At 57.5% G+C, this 15081-nt stretch carries 15 protein-coding genes and 1 pseudogene; 8 read left to right on the top strand and 8 right to left on the bottom strand.

The features are described 5' to 3' along the window. Positions 1-53: 53 nt before the first annotated feature. From ACR0M3_RS00820 to cobA, 6 genes and pseudogenes are all read right to left on the bottom strand, one after another. Entirely contained in the window at positions 54-887 is an 834-nt protein-coding gene (locus ACR0M3_RS00820) for a ferredoxin--NADP reductase (RefSeq protein WP_209504075.1), read from the bottom strand. A 107-nt stretch (positions 888-994) separates the two neighbouring features. Then, positions 995-1402 carry a DUF934 domain-containing protein gene (locus ACR0M3_RS00825; protein ID WP_480909268.1) on the bottom strand — a complete coding sequence of 136 codons (408 nt, stop codon included), beginning with the start codon at positions 1400-1402 and terminating at the stop codon, positions 995-997. Further along, positions 1399-2160, bottom strand: coding sequence for a phosphoadenylyl-sulfate reductase (locus ACR0M3_RS00830; protein WP_480909271.1), 762 nt, complete (start codon positions 2158-2160; stop codon positions 1399-1401). Before ACR0M3_RS00830 ends, ACR0M3_RS00825 begins: the two co-directional genes overlap by 4 nt. After that, complete coding sequence (locus ACR0M3_RS00835; protein ID WP_480909273.1) at positions 2150-3814, bottom strand: nitrite/sulfite reductase; 1665 nt, start codon at positions 3812-3814, stop codon at positions 2150-2152. The genes ACR0M3_RS00830 and ACR0M3_RS00835 overlap by 11 nt, the downstream gene beginning before the upstream one ends. Positions 3815-3879: 65 nt before the next feature. Then, positions 3880-4194, bottom strand: coding sequence for a DUF2849 domain-containing protein (locus ACR0M3_RS00840; protein WP_480485783.1), 315 nt, complete (start codon positions 4192-4194; stop codon positions 3880-3882). Then, positions 4194-4940: pseudogene (gene cobA / locus ACR0M3_RS00845) on the bottom strand (uroporphyrinogen-III C-methyltransferase); the annotation flags it as partial. The gene ACR0M3_RS00840 and the pseudogene cobA, both read right to left, overlap by 1 nt. Before the next feature lie 174 nt (positions 4941-5114). Here cobA and ACR0M3_RS00850 point away from each other — a divergent pair. Beyond that, positions 5115-5597, top strand: a complete 483-nt coding sequence (locus ACR0M3_RS00850) for an Lrp/AsnC family transcriptional regulator (protein WP_267365581.1) — start codon at positions 5115-5117, stop codon at positions 5595-5597. A gap of 45 nt (positions 5598-5642) precedes the next feature. Here ACR0M3_RS00850 and ACR0M3_RS00855 read toward each other — a convergent pair whose 3' ends face one another. After that, positions 5643-6824 carry a cytochrome P450 gene (locus ACR0M3_RS00855; RefSeq protein WP_480897764.1) on the bottom strand — a complete coding sequence of 394 codons (1182 nt, stop codon included), beginning with the start codon at positions 6822-6824 and terminating at the stop codon, positions 5643-5645. On the opposite strand from ACR0M3_RS00855, the gene ACR0M3_RS00860 reads away from it, so the two are divergent. From ACR0M3_RS00860 to ACR0M3_RS00890, 7 genes are all read left to right on the top strand, one after another. Further along, positions 6823-8604, top strand: a complete 1782-nt coding sequence (locus tag ACR0M3_RS00860) for a sensor histidine kinase (RefSeq protein ID WP_480909276.1) — start codon at positions 6823-6825, stop codon at positions 8602-8604. The genes ACR0M3_RS00855 and ACR0M3_RS00860 overlap by 2 nt on opposite strands. After that, positions 8601-9830, top strand: coding sequence for a sigma-54-dependent transcriptional regulator (locus tag ACR0M3_RS00865; protein WP_480909279.1), 1230 nt, complete (start codon positions 8601-8603; stop codon positions 9828-9830). The genes ACR0M3_RS00860 and ACR0M3_RS00865 overlap by 4 nt, the downstream gene beginning before the upstream one ends. Before the next feature lie 286 nt (positions 9831-10116). After that, on the top strand, positions 10117-11118 hold the full coding sequence (locus tag ACR0M3_RS00870; protein ID WP_209504066.1) for a DctP family TRAP transporter solute-binding subunit: 1002 nt from the start codon (positions 10117-10119) through the stop codon (positions 11116-11118). Positions 11119-11234: 116 nt separating this feature from the next. Next, positions 11235-11912, top strand: coding sequence for a TRAP transporter small permease (locus ACR0M3_RS00875; protein ID WP_480909281.1), 678 nt, complete (start codon positions 11235-11237; stop codon positions 11910-11912). Next, a complete protein-coding gene (locus ACR0M3_RS00880; RefSeq protein WP_480505350.1) occupies positions 11912-13288 on the top strand; it encodes a TRAP transporter large permease in 1377 nt (458 codons plus the stop codon). Before ACR0M3_RS00875 ends, ACR0M3_RS00880 begins: the two co-directional genes overlap by 1 nt. 153 nt (positions 13289-13441) lie before the next feature. Next, the gene (locus ACR0M3_RS00885; protein ID WP_480481130.1) at positions 13442-13753 is read left to right on the top strand and encodes a DMT family transporter; all 312 of its coding nucleotides are present in this window, start codon (positions 13442-13444) and stop codon (positions 13751-13753) included. Next, the gene (locus ACR0M3_RS00890) at positions 13750-14265 is read left to right on the top strand and encodes a nucleoside deaminase (RefSeq protein ID WP_267364504.1); all 516 of its coding nucleotides are present in this window, start codon (positions 13750-13752) and stop codon (positions 14263-14265) included. Before ACR0M3_RS00885 ends, ACR0M3_RS00890 begins: the two co-directional genes overlap by 4 nt. 9 nt (positions 14266-14274) lie before the next feature. Here ACR0M3_RS00890 and tpiA read toward each other — a convergent pair whose 3' ends face one another. Further along, positions 14275-15024: a triose-phosphate isomerase gene (gene tpiA, locus ACR0M3_RS00895; protein ID WP_480537770.1), complete on the bottom strand. Its 750-nt coding sequence runs from the start codon at positions 15022-15024 to the stop codon at positions 14275-14277. Between the last annotated feature and the right edge of the window lie 57 nt (positions 15025-15081).

Here is a 15081-nt window from a genome sequence, read left to right on the forward strand (position 1 = left end):
TCTGCCGGTGTTTTTCGCGTTCAGGGTGGCAAAGCCCTGAACGCAGGGTTGCTTTAGCCGACAAAGGCTTTTTCGATCACGAACTCCTTGGGTTCCGAGTTGGCACCTTCACGCAATCCAAACCCTTCGAGGATTTCCTTGATATCCAGGTTGAAAGCCAACGAACCGCAAACCATTGCACGGTCGGTTTCGGGCTTGATGCCACCGTCAATACCCAAGTCGGAAAACACGGTGCCGTCCTGAAGCAAAGTGGTGATGCGACCCATCTTTGGGCTCTCTTCCCGTGTGGTGGTCGGGTAATAGCGGATCTTGTCGGCAAATCCTTCACCGATCAGTTCGGCCAACAGTTCGTCCTGACGGATGCTGTCGATCAGCTGACGGCCATATTCCAGCTCTGCCACTTCGCGGCAGGTGTGGGTGATGATGACCTCGTCATAGTCCTCATAGGTCTGCGGTTCACGCAGCAGCGAGGCAAAAGGCGCAAAGCCGGTGCCGGTCGCAAAAAACCACAGGCGCTTGCCGGGCAGCAGGGCGTCATGCACCAATGTGCCAACCGGTTTGGGACGCAGGATGATCTGGTCACCCGGTTTGATATGTTGCAATTTCGAGGTCAGCGGGCCGTTCTGAACCTTGATCGAATAAAACTCCAGCTCTTCATCCCACGAGGGCGAGGCGATGGAATAGGCGCGCAGCAACGGCTTGCCGTTGTCACCCAGCAGACCAATCATCACAAACTCGCCCGAACGGAAACGCAGCGAGGCCGGGCGAGACACCTTGAATGAAAACAGGCTGTCGGTCCAGTGTTTGACATCGGTTACAGTTTGCGCGTCCGGCAGGACGGGGACTTTTACGGCGGTTGCTTCGCTCACGGGCTTCATCTCTGTCATCGTTTACCTGCCGGTCTGCTAAACCGACATCTCCGTTTAATCTTTGATCCAAGTCAGGAAAAGGGGACAGATTGCCCCCTTTGCGTCACAGGCTGGCAATCGCGGGATCAGCCGCGCAGGCGAGCCTGATAGTTATTCTCTTTCCAGTTCGCGCGGGCCAGCCACTGATCCTCGGGTTGGCGGTCTGCCAGTTCTCCGTCGATCTCGACCTCGTCAAAGCCGCTGCGGCGCGCCATGGCGTATTGATCGGCAAGCACATGCCCTTTGGCGCGCAGCCGGCCTTTGTAGCCCTTCAGGCGCAATGTGCGAGCGATGGTAAATCCGCGACCATCTGCGAAAGACGGGAAGTCTACACGAACCAGCCTCGTGCCGCCCAACCGGTCAAACAGTTCGTCCGGGTCTGTCTCCGAGCTCACGTCTAGCGCGACCACGTCATTGGCGGCGTCATCCAGAGTGACAAAGCCGTCGGTCCAGTCATCGGGCGAAAAGCCCTGATCCGTTACGATTACGTTCATGTTTTCTCTCCGACGCGCATCATCTTGCCATCGACAAAATGGATGCCGCATTCTTCCTTGTTCTGGTCGCGCCAGCGTCCGGCGCGGGGGTCTTCGCCCTCTTTGACCGGCGAGGTGCAGGGTGCACAGCCGATCGAAGGGTATCCTTTGGCCACCAGCGGGTGCCGGGGCAGGTTGTTTTCTTCCATATAGGCCCGCACATCCTCGGGTGCCCAATGGGCCAGCGGGTTGACCTTGATCCGGCCTGTTCCGTCCTCGACCTCGAAGAATTCCAGCGCGGCGCGCGTGCCTGCCTGAAACCGCTTGCGTCCGGTTATCCAGCCATCGAACCCCACCAGTGCTTTTTGCAGTGGGAACGTCTTGCGCAGGTTGCAGCACGCGTCCGTGTCGCGCAGGCGCAATGCACCGTATGGGTCTTCGCGCTCAACTTCTGCATCCTCGGCCCGGATGATGCGAATGTTGGTAAGCCCCAGACGCTCGCTCACCTCCTGCTGGTACTCCAGCGTTTCGGTGAACAGCATCTGCGTGTCCACGAAAAGAACGGGCGTTGCCTTGTTCACCACCGCCGCCATATGCAACAGCACGACAGATTCCGCGCCAAAGCTCGAGACCAAGGCAAGCTCGTCGATCTCATCAATCGCTCCATGCATGACATCATGAGCGCTGTGGTGCCGGAACCGGGCATTCAGGTCTTCGACACGTTCAGTCAGTTCGCGTCTGTCCCGGCCCAGTTCCGTCTGGATCAGGTCAAGCGGCATTTGCGCGGGCCTCGGGGTAGAGGGCGTTTTTGAATGGCGCCATGCCCACCCGGCGATATGTTTCCAGGAATGTCTCCTCTGCGCTTGCACGCTGGTTCAGATAGGTGTCGACAATGCGCTCGACGGCAGGAACGATTTCGTCATAGGCAAAGCCCGGACCGGTGCGATCACCAATTGCCGCAGTTTCGGTCGCATCGCCACCCAAAGTGATCTGGTAGTTTTCCACGCCTGCGCGGTCCAGACCCAGAATGCCGATGTGGCCAACATGGTGATGACCGCAGGCGTTGATGCAGCCTGAGATTTTGATCTTCAGGTGGCCGATGTCATGCTCGAGCTTCAGGTCCTCGAACCGTGTTGCAATTTCCTGAGCAACCGGGATCGAACGCGCCGTCGCCAGCGCGCAATAATCCATACCCGGGCAGGCGATGATATCGCTGATCAGACCGATATTGGCGGTTGCCAGCTCGTATTCCTTCAGCTTGGCGTGAATTGCAGGCAGGTCCGATTTGTGGACGTGCGGCAGGATCACGTTCTGCTCATGGCTAATCCGCAGCTCGTCATAGGCGAACTCTTCGGCCAGATCGGCCATAACGCGCATCTGCTCGGCAGTTGCATCGCCCGGTGTTGCCCCATGCTTCTTGATCGAGATCGTTACAATCGCGTGGTCCGCATTCTTATGCGGCGCGATGTTGGTGTCGACCCACGAGCGGAAGACCGGATCGTTGGTATAGGCGCTTTCAAACGACGCAACCGAAGCATGGCGGAAGGCAGGCGGTGCAAAGTGGCCCTTGATCTCTTCCAGCAGGTTCATATCCGCGCCTTTGAACTGCGGGCGGACCTTCAGGAAGCGTTCGTTGACCTTGGCGCGGATAGCGTCGATGCCATGCTCGTGCACGGTGATCTTGATACGTGCCTTGTACTTGTTGTCGCGGCGACCAATCTGGTTCCATACGGAAACGGTGGCCTCCAGATAGGCCAGCAGGTCGTCAAAGGCGACGAACTCGGACAATTCCTTGCCGATCATGGGCGTACGGCCAAGGCCACCACCAACAATGACGCGAGCGCCCAGAACGCCGTCACGTTCGACCAGTTGCAGGCCGATGTCATGCGCTTTGATCACGGCACGGTCATTTTCTGAACCGGTGATGGCGATCTTGAACTTGCGCGGCATGAACTGGAATTCGGGGTGGTCGGTCGACCACTGGCGTAGCAGTTCGGCATAGGGGCGCGGATCTGCGACCTCGTCCGCTGCGGCACCGGCGAAATGGTCGGCGGTCACGTTGCGGATGGTGTTGCCCGAGGTCTGGATGGCGTGCATGCCAACCTCGGCCAGCGCGTCCAGCATATCCGGTACGTCGTTCAGCTTTGGCCAGTTGTACTGGATGTTCTGACGCGTGGTGAAATGGCCATAGCCTTTGTCCCACTTCTCGGCCAGCAGCGCCAGTTGACGCATCTGCGCACTGTTCAGCGTGCCGTAGGGAATGGCGACACGCAGCATGTAGGCATGCAGTTGCAGATACAGCCCATTCATCAGGCGCAGCGGCTTGAATTCGTCTTCGGTCAACGAGCCGTCAATGCGACGCTCGACCTGGGCGCGGAACTGCGCGTTACGTTCTGCCAAAAATGCTGTGTCGAACTCGGAGTAGCGATACATGTCTAGCTGTCCTTGTTTGCAGCCCCGAACCTAGGGGCCTTGAAGGGGAGAGAGATGGCCAGAGGTCAGGCCCGGGGCTGCGGGGAAGTTTCCTGTTTGCCGTGGGCATAGTTGGACGGACCAGTCCGGCGGAAATCTTCCCGAAAATGGGTGGGCTCGGGGCCGTTCTTGCCCGCAACGGCATCGGCCAGATAAGCGCCCACGACTTTATTTGCCTGACGTGCCGCATCCAGCAGGCGCACCTGTGCATGTGCTTCGTCAGTGATCAGTTCCGCTTGCGACAGATCACGCGTCCAACTGTCATCTTCGGTCTGGTAAATGACGTCACCTATCAGCAAATCATTTGCGGTGACGACTTTGGGGGTAAAAGCGCGGGCCATCAGGCAAGCTCCTTGTTGAATTCGGTTACGGCCTGCGTCGCTTCGCGCGGGGCAAGGCCATAGAATGTCAGGGCTGGTCCGTCCATTTCGGCGGTGGCCAGGTCGGCGGGCAGTTGATCCAGTGTGGTGGCCAGAATCCGCTGGTTCGGGCGCGAGGCGTTTTCGACCAGTGTGACTGGAGTAGCGCGATCGGCGCCGTGCATGATCAGGCGACCCTGGATAAAGCGGGCAGATTTCTTGCCCATATAGATCGCAGCAACCGAACCGGCCCGTGCCAGGGCATTCCAGTCATGATCGGCAAAACCTTTCATGTCATGCCCGGTCAGGAACCGCACCGAGGAATTCCGGCCGCGTTGAGTCAGGCTTTGGCCGATACCAGCCACCGCGGCAGAAGCCGCCGTGATACCGGGAACGATCTGCCACGTGATTCCAGCCGCCTCGACGGCCTCGATCTCTTCATCCAGACGGCCAAAGACAGTGGGATCACCGGACTTCAGGCGGACCACGCGGTTACCATTCAGGGCATATTCGACCAAAAGCGCGTCAATATCACTTTGCTTCCAGGAGGGACCGAACCCGGCTTTGCCGACATCAACCAAAGCGGCGCTTTGACCGGCTATGTCCAGAACGGGTTTACTGATAAGGCGGTCATGCAGCACAACATCAGCCTGCTCAAACGCAGTCAGCGCCTTGAGTGTCAGCAACTCGGGGTCGCCCGGACCTGCGCCGACAAAGTCGACATGCCCTTTGGTGCCTGTTGTGCGAACGTCCTGCATCGGATCATCTCGGGTGTGGTTTGACTTGACCCTCAATATAGGAAATATTCCCACCAAAGCGCCATATGGGCGCTCAAATAAGGACAAACGTTCCATCGAAACAAAATTTTGGAACGAAAGCTTCGATGTGGAAGGAATATTGGAATGTCGGTGCGGATAGATGATACGGATCGGAAAATTCTGGCCGAGCTGCAACGTGATGCAGGGCAGTCACTGGACGAAATAGCGGCTCGGGTCGGCAGTTCAAAGACGCCTGTCTGGAATCGTATTCGTAAGCTCAAGAGTGCGGGAATCATTGGTCAGCAAACGGTTTTGCTGGATGCCGAAGCGCTAGGGTTTGAGGCGACTTTCTTTGTTTTGATCCGCACGTCGGAACACGAGGCTGAGTGGCAGCGCAAGTTCCTTAAGGCATTGCGCGAACATCCCGAAGTGCAGGAGGCGCATCGGCTGGCAGGCGACATCGATTATATTCTCAAGGTTCGGGTCAAGAACGCGCGCGCCTATGATCAATTCTACCAGTCTCTGATTTCGGAAGTGCGGGTGCACAACGTGACCGCGCTTTTGTCTATGGAAGAAATCAAGTCCACAACGATGCTTCCCCTCAACGCATTGGTAGAAGGGGCATAGAAGGCAGGTGCTGCCAGCGCCGGATCGATCCGCGCCTTATATAGGTCAGACCTGAACCATTAACCGTTCCAGACCATGGAAGTGATAGCTGTCTGAGTAGGTCGGCGGATCGGCAAGCCGCAGGTTCGGGCAGCTGTTGAACAGAATGGGCAGGGCTATGCGCATTTCCAACCTTGCCAAAGGGGCGCCGACGCAGAAGTGGATGCCTCCACCAAAACTTGTGTTGACCTCAATCGAGCGCGTCGGAACAAACCTTTCGGGTTCATCCCAGACGGTAGGGTCGCGGTTTGCAGCGCCAAGCAAAAGCGCGACCTGATCACCGCGCCTGAACGAATGCCCAAATATGTCAACGTCTTCATACGCATACCGTGTGAACATATGCAAAGGCGGGTCATAGCGCAGGATTTCTTCGATCGTTGCGTCGATCTGGTCCGGTGCCAGAACGTCGGGGCTGGTATGGGTTTGCAACAGGGTTTTCACACCGTTTGCCAGCGAATGCACGGTTGCTTCGTGACCTGCATTCAGCAGCAAGATGCATGTTGCGACCAGCTCGTCGATGGACAGCTTTTCGCCTTCCTCCTCGGCGCTGATAAGCCGGGTGATCAAATCGTCACGCGGATCGTTGCGTCGCTGGTTAATGTATCCCAACAGGAAATCCGTGAACTCCTGAGACGACTTGGCGGCTTTATCCTCGGTCGCCTGTGACCGGTTGGCCTGATACATCGCGACCATGTCATGCGACCACTGCAACAGGTTGGGCGCCATGTCTTCGGGAACGCCCAACAGTCGGCAGATGGTTACCACCGGGACCTGAGTGCAATAAGCACTCAGCAGATCGAAAGGTGTATTCGGAAACGCCTCGACAAGACTGTGGCATAGCGATTCAATGGAAGGCTGCAATGCAGAAATTTCCCGCGACGTGAAAGCGCGCATGACAAGCGCCCTTAGGCGGGTATGCCGCGGGGATTCAGCTTCAAGCAGCGAATGGGCTTCGATAGCCAGCCAGGGGGCCAAATGGGCAGGGCCCTGTGTTGCGCATTCAGGCGGAACTTCCCGCCCAAACCGGCGGTCGCGAAGAAGTGCCCGCACCGCCTGGCAGGACGTCGCAGCAACCATATCGTAGTCGCGCCAATAGAACAGATCACCAGCAGCGCGGGCCTGATCATAGAAAGGGTAGGGGTTCTGAACGAAACCCGGGTCTGTCGGGGATTGCGAGAATGACTTCATGCGACGCACACTTGCCACGAGCCGCGTTGAATGCAAGACCCTGTCTATGCAGAGAGTTTGGATCATTGCCGGTTTTTTGTCCGCTGTCGGGCTGCTGTCAGGTTTTGTTTGGTCTTATGGCTATCGTCAGGCGCTGTCTCAGCTAAGCGACAAGGCCGAAGCCGACCTTGAACTGGCGGCGGATCGGCTCAGCACCCAGATGCAGGTCTACCAGGAACTGGCGGTTCTGATGGCGACACATCCCGCCTTGCACGCGTTGGATACACCGACACAAATACATGACGCGCAAGCGATGTTGCTGGACGTTGCCGACAAGACAGCGGCCGTCAACATGATGTACCTGGATCGCAGCGGTCGGGTTCTGGTCGCCGCACAGCCAGTGGCACAGCGAGACATGTCCGCACATCCAGCGTTCAGGCGCGCCATGCAGGGTGCGGCTGGCACAGCGCATGAGGTAGCTCCGGACAGTGGCGACCGGATATATTCCTATGCCGCTCCGACTTTTGCCGCCTCCGGGCAAGTCGAAGGTGCAGTGATGGTGGTTGCCGATGTCCAGGATATTGAACAAACTTGGCGGGGCAGTACCGAAGCCGTTTTCTTTGTTGATTCTGACGGCGTCGTCTTCATCTCAAACCGGTCGGACTTGCTGTTCTGGAGCCGCGAGGTTGGCCAGTCCGGGCTGACACCGCCAGAGGGTGCCTCGGTGGATTTTGCCGCGACGCGGGTCGGCCAGCATGAATTGTGGCGGCTGAACTGGGGGCGGTATTTGCCACGCGATGCGTTGCACCTAACGCTTGAATTGCCTGTGATCGATATGACCGCCGAGGTTTTGGTGGACGTGGCCCCGGCCCGGCGACTTGCCGGGTTGCAGGCGGCGGCGGTCGCAGCGATCTGCCTGGCGTTTGGTGCGATGCTGTATCTTGCGATGGAACGGCGACGGACGCTGGCGAATGCCAACACGGTTCTGGAAAGCCGGGTGGCGCAGCGTACCCGTGCTTTGACCCAAGCAAACACCGCATTGCGCCGCGAAGTTGCAGAACGTCAGGAGGCCGAAGCAGCACTGAAAAAAGCGCAGGCAGAGCTGGTGCAGGCAGGTAAGCTCAGCGCGTTGGGGCAGATGTCGGCGGGGATCAGCCACGAACTCAACCAACCGTTGATGGCGATCCAGCAATTCGCCGACAATGGTACGGCCTTTCTTGAACGCGGCAAAGGTGACAGGGCCAGTGAAAACCTTGGGCGTATTTCGGAAATGGCCGCCCGCATGGCCCGGATCATCAAGAACCTGCGCGCGTTCGCTCGCAATGAAAGCGAACCGATGGGTCGGGTCGATCTGGTGCAGGTTCTGAAAACTGCCGTCGAATTGACCGAAACCCGTTTGCGTGACGATGATGTGACGCTGGAATGGGAACCGGGACAGGCTGCGGTTTATGTTTGGGGGGGGGAAGTCCGCTTGGTGCAGGTCTTTGTTAATCTGATCAATAACGCGGCGGATGCGATGCTGGGGCGACCCAAGCGGCACATTTCGATTGTGATGCACGAAGAAGACCGGTTGCGCGTTTCTGTGCAGGATACCGGCCCGGGGATTGAAGACCCCGACCGGGTGTTCGAGCCGTTTTATTCGACCAAAAGCGTAGGATCATCTGAAGGTCTGGGGCTTGGTCTTTCTATATCATATGGTCTTGTTCAAAGCTTTGGGGGTGAAATCCGCGGGGCAAACACGGCTGATGGCGCAGTGTTTACCGTCGAGCTGGAGCCCTACGGAAAAGAAGAGGCTGCATGATGCGCAGGGTTCTGTTGGTCGATGATGACGCAGCTGTTCGCGAGGCATTGGCGCAAACCATTGAACTTGCAGATTACGCACCGACAACAGCCGGTTCTTTTGTGGCGGCCAAGGATCATATTCGGCGGGATTTCCCCGGTGTGATTATTTCGGACATTCGAATGCCCGGGCGGGATGGCTTCCACTTGTTGGCGTATGCTCGGGACATCGACCCCGAGCTTCCGGTGATCCTTTTGACCGGAGAAGGTGATATCCCAATGGCCGTAGAAGCCATGGGAAAAGGAGCGTTCGATTTTCTCGAAAAACCCTGCGCTGCGTCTGACCTGATGGATGTTCTTGAACGCGCATTCGCAGCCCGCACCCAAGTGTTGGAACAGCGCGCCCTGAAATCCGAACTTGAAAGGGGGGACCCGGCCGCACGTTTGCTGTTTGGTCTTTCTCCGCAAGCCGAGGCGCTGCGAGATCGTGTGCGGACAGTCGCACCGACGGGGGCCGAAGTCCTTGTTACCGGCCCGCCGGGCAGCGGCATATCCAAAGTAGCCGAAGTGGTTCACCTGATGTCGCCCGCTGGTCAGGGGCCTTTTGTCAAACGTCCGGCTTCAAGCCTAAGCCCCGATGACCTTGCCCAAAGCTGCGGCGATGCCGCGGGTGGATCCCTGTTTCTGGACGAAGTGTCCGCCATGCCCCAAGCCACGCAGTTTGCGGCGTTGGAGATCATCGAGCGCGGTCCTGGGGGGCGCATTATTGCAGGAACAACCGCTGATCTGTCTGCTTTATGCTCAGAAGGGCGGTTTAACGCTGATCTGTTCTATCGTTTGGATGTGATGCGGGTACGTGTTCCTTCACTGGCGGAACGCCCCGACGACATTCCGGTTATCTTTCGCCACTATGTGGCGCAAGCGGCCGAACAGGCAGGCATCGCAATTCCCGAGATTTCGTCCGAACATCTCGCGGCCTTGATGGCCAGCGACTGGCCGGGCAACGCCCGTTCGCTGATGTCAGCAGCAATGCGGTTTGTTCTTGGAATGCCCGAGGAGGTTACGCAGGCAACGGATCTGGGGTTGAGCGAACAGATGGCGCGGGTTGAACGATCTTTGTTGATTGCAGCTTTGGGACGCCACAATGGAAAAGCATCAGATGCAGCCAAGGCGCTGAAGCTGCCGCGCAAGACCTTTTACGACAAGCTGGCGCGCTACCAGATTCGTCCCGAGGATTACCGCAGATAAGCAGGAACCGGATTGGCACATCTGATTCGAAGAAGTGATTCGGAAATTGTGCGGAAATCCGCACAAGCCGCTCTGAGGATGTGCGAGTTTTCGCACGGCTCAGAACTGTGAAGTGCAGAACCCGAACCAGCAAAGATGTAACGCCTTGGTATTAAACAGGTAATCAGACATTTCCTGTAATCGCAGTCAAAAGTTGTGTGCTTTACCCTGAGTCGCTTCACTGCACACCATACGGCGCTTACCCGGCGTCGACTGCAAGTTTCAAGGAACTCTGGGAGGATATCAGATGAAGCTTCTGACAACGGCAGCAACAGCGCTTGCTCTGACAGTAACCGCAACGGCTGGTATGGCTGCATGCGACGAAGGTGAAATCGTCGTTAAGTTCGCGCATGTGACGAACACCGACAAACACCCCAAAGGTATCGCGGCATCGCTGTTGGAGCAGCGGGTCAACGATGAAATGAACGGCACGATGTGTGTTGAGGTCTACCCGAACTCGACGCTCTACAACGATGACAAAGTTCTCGAAGCGATGTTGCAGGGCGACGTGCAACTGGCCGCGCCCTCGCTGTCGAAATTCGAGAAGTTCACCAAACAGTTCCGCCTGTTTGACCTGCCGTTCATGTTCAAGAATGTCGACGCTGTAGACGCGTTCCAGGCCTCGGCCGAAGGGCAGGCGATGAAAGACAGCATGCAGCGCCGCGGCCTGCAAGGGCTGGCGTTCTGGCACAACGGCATGAAGCAGATGTCGGCCAATAAGGCTTTGGTTGATCCGTCGGATGCAAACGGTCTGAAGTTCCGCGTGCAGTCGTCAGATGTGCTGGTGGCACAGATGGAAGCCATCGGTGGTAGCCCGCAGAAAATGGCATTCTCGGAAGTGTATGGCGCGTTGCAACAGGGCGTTGTGGACGGGCAAGAGAACACTTGGTCGAACATCTACGGCAAGAAGTTCTTTGAGGTGCAGGACGGTATCACCGAAACCAACCACGGCATCATCGACTATCTGGTCGTGACATCGGTGGATTGGCTGGACAGTCTTGATCCGGCGGTGCGGGACCAGTTCCTGACTATTCTGGCCGAAGTTACCGAGACCCGGAACAAAGAAGCCTTTGCTGTGAACGAAGCGGCCAAAGCGTCGATCATCGATGCAGGCGGCGTCATCCGTGAACTGACCCCTGAACAGCGTCAGGCCTGGGTCGACGCGATGAAACCGGTTTGGGACAAATTCGCCGGTGACGTGGGTCAGGACAAGATCGACGCGGCACAGGCCATCAACGCCGGGTTCTGATCCGGTCAAAGACCGCGCGTCCGGGGACTGGGGAGTATTCGACGCGCAGGCCGGGCGGGCTGAAATGGCCCGCCCCATTCTCAACTCTCTCTTCAATAAAATGCGGGGACTGAAAGATGTCTGGTGCGAACTCCGGCCAGGGCGGGCTGATCGACCATATCGAAGAAACCCTGATCGCGTTGCTTTTGGGCCTTATGACGGTCGTTACATTTGCCAACGTGATTGCGCGGTTTGTCTTTAATTCCAATATCCTATGGGCACTTGAGTTGACAGTGTTCACGTTTGGCTGGCTGGTGCTCCTGGGCGCGTCTTACGCAGTCAAGAAACATGCTCATCTGGGCGTGGATGCAATCCTGAACATGCTGGCGCCAGCACCGAGGCGCCTAATGGCGCTGGTCTCGGTTGGATGCTGTCTGGTGTTTTCTCTGCTGATGCTCAAAGGGGCATATGATTATTGGGCCGTCTTTGCAGATCTGCCGCCAACATCGGGCCGCTGGTTCCCGACCGGGTTTGATTTCGGCGCACGCAGCCAGAGTTTCTACGAGGTAGACGACATCCCCATGGTCGCGCCGCTGCGCTTTCTGGAAGACCTGATCAACTATGGCGAGGGGTATGAAAAACTGCCCAAGGTCGTACCTTATCTGGTTCTGCCGGTGTCCATGCTGCTGCTGGTGATCCGGTTTTCGCAGGTCGCCGTTCAAATTTGGCGTGGTGAGACCGATCGCCTTGTCGCCAGCCACGAAGTCGAGGACGAGATTGAGGAAGTCCGCGCACAACAAGGGGTGCATGACTGATGGACGTTATCCTTCTTTTCTCGATGGTCATCGGCCTGCTGCTGATCGGGGTTCCGATTGCGGTTGCACTTGGCCTCAGCTCGACCCTGTTCCTGCTGATCTATTCCGACAGTTCGCTGGCTTCTGTCGCAGGCACGCTGTTTGAGGCGTTCGAGGGGCATTTCACCCTGTTGGCGATCCCGTTCTTCATTCTGGCCTCGTCCTTTATGACGACAGGTGGTGTAGCGCGTCGGATCATCCGTTTCTCGATTGCATGCGTGGGGCATCTGCCCGGCGGTCTGGCGATTGCGGGCGTGTTTGCCTGTATGCTGTTTGCCGCGCTGTCAGGATCGTCCCCGGCCACGGTTGTGGCGATCGGATCGATTGTCATCGCAGGTATGCGCCAGGTTGGGTATTCCAAAGAGTTTGCCGCTGGTGTGATCTGTAACGCGGGTACGCTGGGCATCCTGATCCCTCCGTCCATCGTGATGGTTGTGTATGCTGCCGCCGTCGAAGTTTCGGTTGGGCGTATGTTCCTGGCTGGCGTTATTCCCGGTCTGATGGCTGGCTTCATGCTGATGATCACCATCTATGTCATGGCAAAGGTCAAGAACCTGCCCAAGGGTGAATGGAAGGGGTGGGGTGAGGTCTTTACCTCGGCCCGCGAGGCCGGTTGGGGCCTGTTCCTGATCGTTATCATTCTGGGTGGCATTTATGGGGGTATCTTTACCCCGACCGAGGCCGCCGCTGTTGCTGCCGTCTATGCCTTCTTCATCGCCAGTTTCGTCTACAAGGACATGGGTCCGCTGAGTACGGAAGGGGACGCACAGAACCTGCCGCTGCTGAAAAAGCCTTACGCGTTGGTCACGGCGTTCTTTCACCCGGATACCAAGCATACTCTGTTCGAGGCGGGCAAGCTGACGGTGACGCTGTTGTTCGTGATCGCCAACGCGCTGATCCTTAAGCATGTTCTGACGGACGAACAGGTGCCGCAGCATATCGCCGAGGCGATGCTGACCGCAGGGCTAGGGCCGGTGGCGTTCCTGATCGTTGTGAACGTGATCCTTCTGATCGGTGGACAGTTTATGGAGCCGTCGGGCCTGTTGGTGATCGTCGCACCGCTGGTGTTCCCGATTGCCATCGAGTTGGGCATCGATCCGATCCATCTGGGCATCATTATGGTGGTGAACATGGAAATCGGAATGATCACGCCTCCGGTTGGTCTAAACCTGTTCGTAACCTCGGGCGTTGCAGGTATGCCGATGATGAGCGTTGTTAGGGCAGCGCTGCCGTTCCTCGCTGTTCTCTTCGTCTTCCTGATTATGGTGACGTATATACCGTGGATCTCGACATTCCTGCCCAACACCTTCATGGGCCCGGAAATCATAACCAATTAGGTGGTTTGACGATGTACGTAGCCGGGCGGTTTCGACTGCCCGGTTTTTTCGTATCTTGAACCCCGGCATCAAGTGCTTAACTGGGGTTCAGAGGACGACCTCCCCATAATGGGACATCTTTCGGGACGACCCGAACGAATACGAGGTTGTCATATGCCCTGGATCTTTCTTCTTTTTGCTGGCCTATTGGAAATCGTCTGGGCTGTAGCGATGAAGCAATCGGCTGGTTTCACCCGATTGTGGCCTACGGCATTGATGGCTCTTTCGATGATCGGGTCTTTCGGCCTGTTGGCGCTGGCGATGCGCGACCTGCCATTAGGCACGGCTTACACCATCTGGACGGGTATCGGGGCAGTGGGGGCGTTCTGTGTCGGCATCCTGTTTCTGGGCGAAGCCCTAAGCCCTGCGCGGATTCTCGCGGCCCTTCTTATCGTGTCAGGTCTTATCTTGATGAAGCTGGCATGAGCCCTTTATTGACCAAGCTATTGCGCTTGGGCAGGGTTCAGGAAACACGGGAAATGGAGACCGGAATGCTGACCGAGACCGACAAGCGCCTGCTACGCGTTGCTTATGACGAGGCCAAAGCCGGGTTTGACGAAGGTGGATGCCCGATCGGGTCAGTTCTGGCGCGGGGTGGCGATATTGTTTCACAAGGGCGTAATCAACGTGTGCAGGGCGGGGATCCGATCGCACATGGCGAAATGGATGCCTTGCGCAAAGCGGGACGTCAGAAAACCTATCGGGATACGGTTCTTTACACGTCGTTGTCACCTTGCATGATGTGCTCGGGCACTATCGTTCAGTTTGGTATCCCGCGTGTGGTGATCGGCGATACCCAGAACTTTGGTGGCAACGAAGACTTCCTGCGCGAACGCGGTGTCGAGGTGGTGATAGCCAACGATCCTGACTGCATCGCACTGATGCAGCGGTTCATCGAAGAAAAGCCAGAGCTTTGGGCCGAAGATATTGCCGAGTAAAGGCGAATCCTAGACGCTCTCCAGCGCCTGAATAATGCCCGTGAAATCCCCGGCCTTCAGGCTGGCGCCACCCACAAGCGCACCATCGACATTTGAAACCGCAAAGATCTCCGCCGCGTTGGAGGGTTTGACCGACCCACCATACAGAAGACGGACAGAGCGGCCCACACCTTCGCCAAAGCGGCGCTCTAGCCGGGCGCGGATGAAGTCGTGAACTTCCCCAATCTCATCAAGCGTCGGAACCTTGCCGGTGCCGATGGCCCAGATCGGCTCATAAGCAATGATCAGGTTCTCGCCGGTTGCCTGATCCGGGATCGACCCCGACATCTGACCGCCGATTATGTCGAGCGTGTTGGCCGCCTCGCGTTGTTCCAGACTTTCGCCTACGCAAATGATCGCTTTTAACCCCGCGTCCATCGCTGCACGGGCCTTGGCGCGTATATCCTCGTCATGCTCTTCATGGTCTACGCGACGTTCGGAATGACCCAGGATGACTGACGTCGCGCCCGCGTCCAGCAGCATCTCGGCGCTGATATCGCCTGTATGCGCGCCCGCGCTTGCCGCGTGACAATCCTGCCCGCCAACGGTAACCGCTGACCCGCGTACGGTGTCTGCGGCACGGCTGAGCAATGTTGCCGGAGGGCAGATGAGTATATCGACCGAAGCGTCTGGGTGAGACTTGCACAGTGCTTCAAGCTCGCTCAGCGCAGCACCGGTTCCGTTCATTTTCCAGTTTCCTGCCGCAAGCCTGCGCCGCATACCCGTATCTCCCTGATCATTCGATGATTTAGGATGCGGATATCATTGTCGACGCGA

It is taken from the genome of Ruegeria sp. O5 (genome assembly GCF_056535105.1).

What these genes read in the sequence shown, in the direction of transcription:
- ACR0M3_RS00885 (WP_480481130.1), top strand. Translation starts at nt 13,442, where the DNA reads ATGCCCTGGATCTTTCTTCTTTTTGCTGGCCTATTGGAAATCGTCTGG.
- tpiA (WP_480537770.1), bottom strand. Translation starts at nt 15,024, where the DNA reads ATGCGGCGCAGGCTTGCGGCAGGAAACTGGAAAATGAACGGAACCGGT.
- ACR0M3_RS00825 (WP_480909268.1), bottom strand. Translation starts at nt 1,402, where the DNA reads ATGAACGTAATCGTAACGGATCAGGGCTTTTCGCCCGATGACTGGACC.
- ACR0M3_RS00860 (WP_480909276.1), top strand. Translation starts at nt 6,823, where the DNA reads ATGCGACGCACACTTGCCACGAGCCGCGTTGAATGCAAGACCCTGTCT.
- ACR0M3_RS00850 (WP_267365581.1), top strand. Translation starts at nt 5,115, where the DNA reads ATGTCGGTGCGGATAGATGATACGGATCGGAAAATTCTGGCCGAGCTG.
- ACR0M3_RS00865 (WP_480909279.1), top strand. Translation starts at nt 8,601, where the DNA reads ATGATGCGCAGGGTTCTGTTGGTCGATGATGACGCAGCTGTTCGCGAG.
- ACR0M3_RS00870 (WP_209504066.1), top strand. Translation starts at nt 10,117, where the DNA reads ATGAAGCTTCTGACAACGGCAGCAACAGCGCTTGCTCTGACAGTAACC.
- ACR0M3_RS00835 (WP_480909273.1), bottom strand. Translation starts at nt 3,814, where the DNA reads ATGTATCGCTACTCCGAGTTCGACACAGCATTTTTGGCAGAACGTAAC.
- ACR0M3_RS00830 (WP_480909271.1), bottom strand. Translation starts at nt 2,160, where the DNA reads ATGCCGCTTGACCTGATCCAGACGGAACTGGGCCGGGACAGACGCGAA.
- ACR0M3_RS00820 (WP_209504075.1), bottom strand. Translation starts at nt 887, where the DNA reads ATGACAGAGATGAAGCCCGTGAGCGAAGCAACCGCCGTAAAAGTCCCC.
- ACR0M3_RS00855 (WP_480897764.1), bottom strand. Translation starts at nt 6,824, where the DNA reads ATGAAGTCATTCTCGCAATCCCCGACAGACCCGGGTTTCGTTCAGAAC.
- ACR0M3_RS00880 (WP_480505350.1), top strand. Translation starts at nt 11,912, where the DNA reads ATGGACGTTATCCTTCTTTTCTCGATGGTCATCGGCCTGCTGCTGATC.
- ACR0M3_RS00890 (WP_267364504.1), top strand. Translation starts at nt 13,750, where the DNA reads ATGAGCCCTTTATTGACCAAGCTATTGCGCTTGGGCAGGGTTCAGGAA.
- ACR0M3_RS00875 (WP_480909281.1), top strand. Translation starts at nt 11,235, where the DNA reads ATGTCTGGTGCGAACTCCGGCCAGGGCGGGCTGATCGACCATATCGAA.
- ACR0M3_RS00840 (WP_480485783.1), bottom strand. Translation starts at nt 4,194, where the DNA reads ATGGCCCGCGCTTTTACCCCCAAAGTCGTCACCGCAAATGATTTGCTG.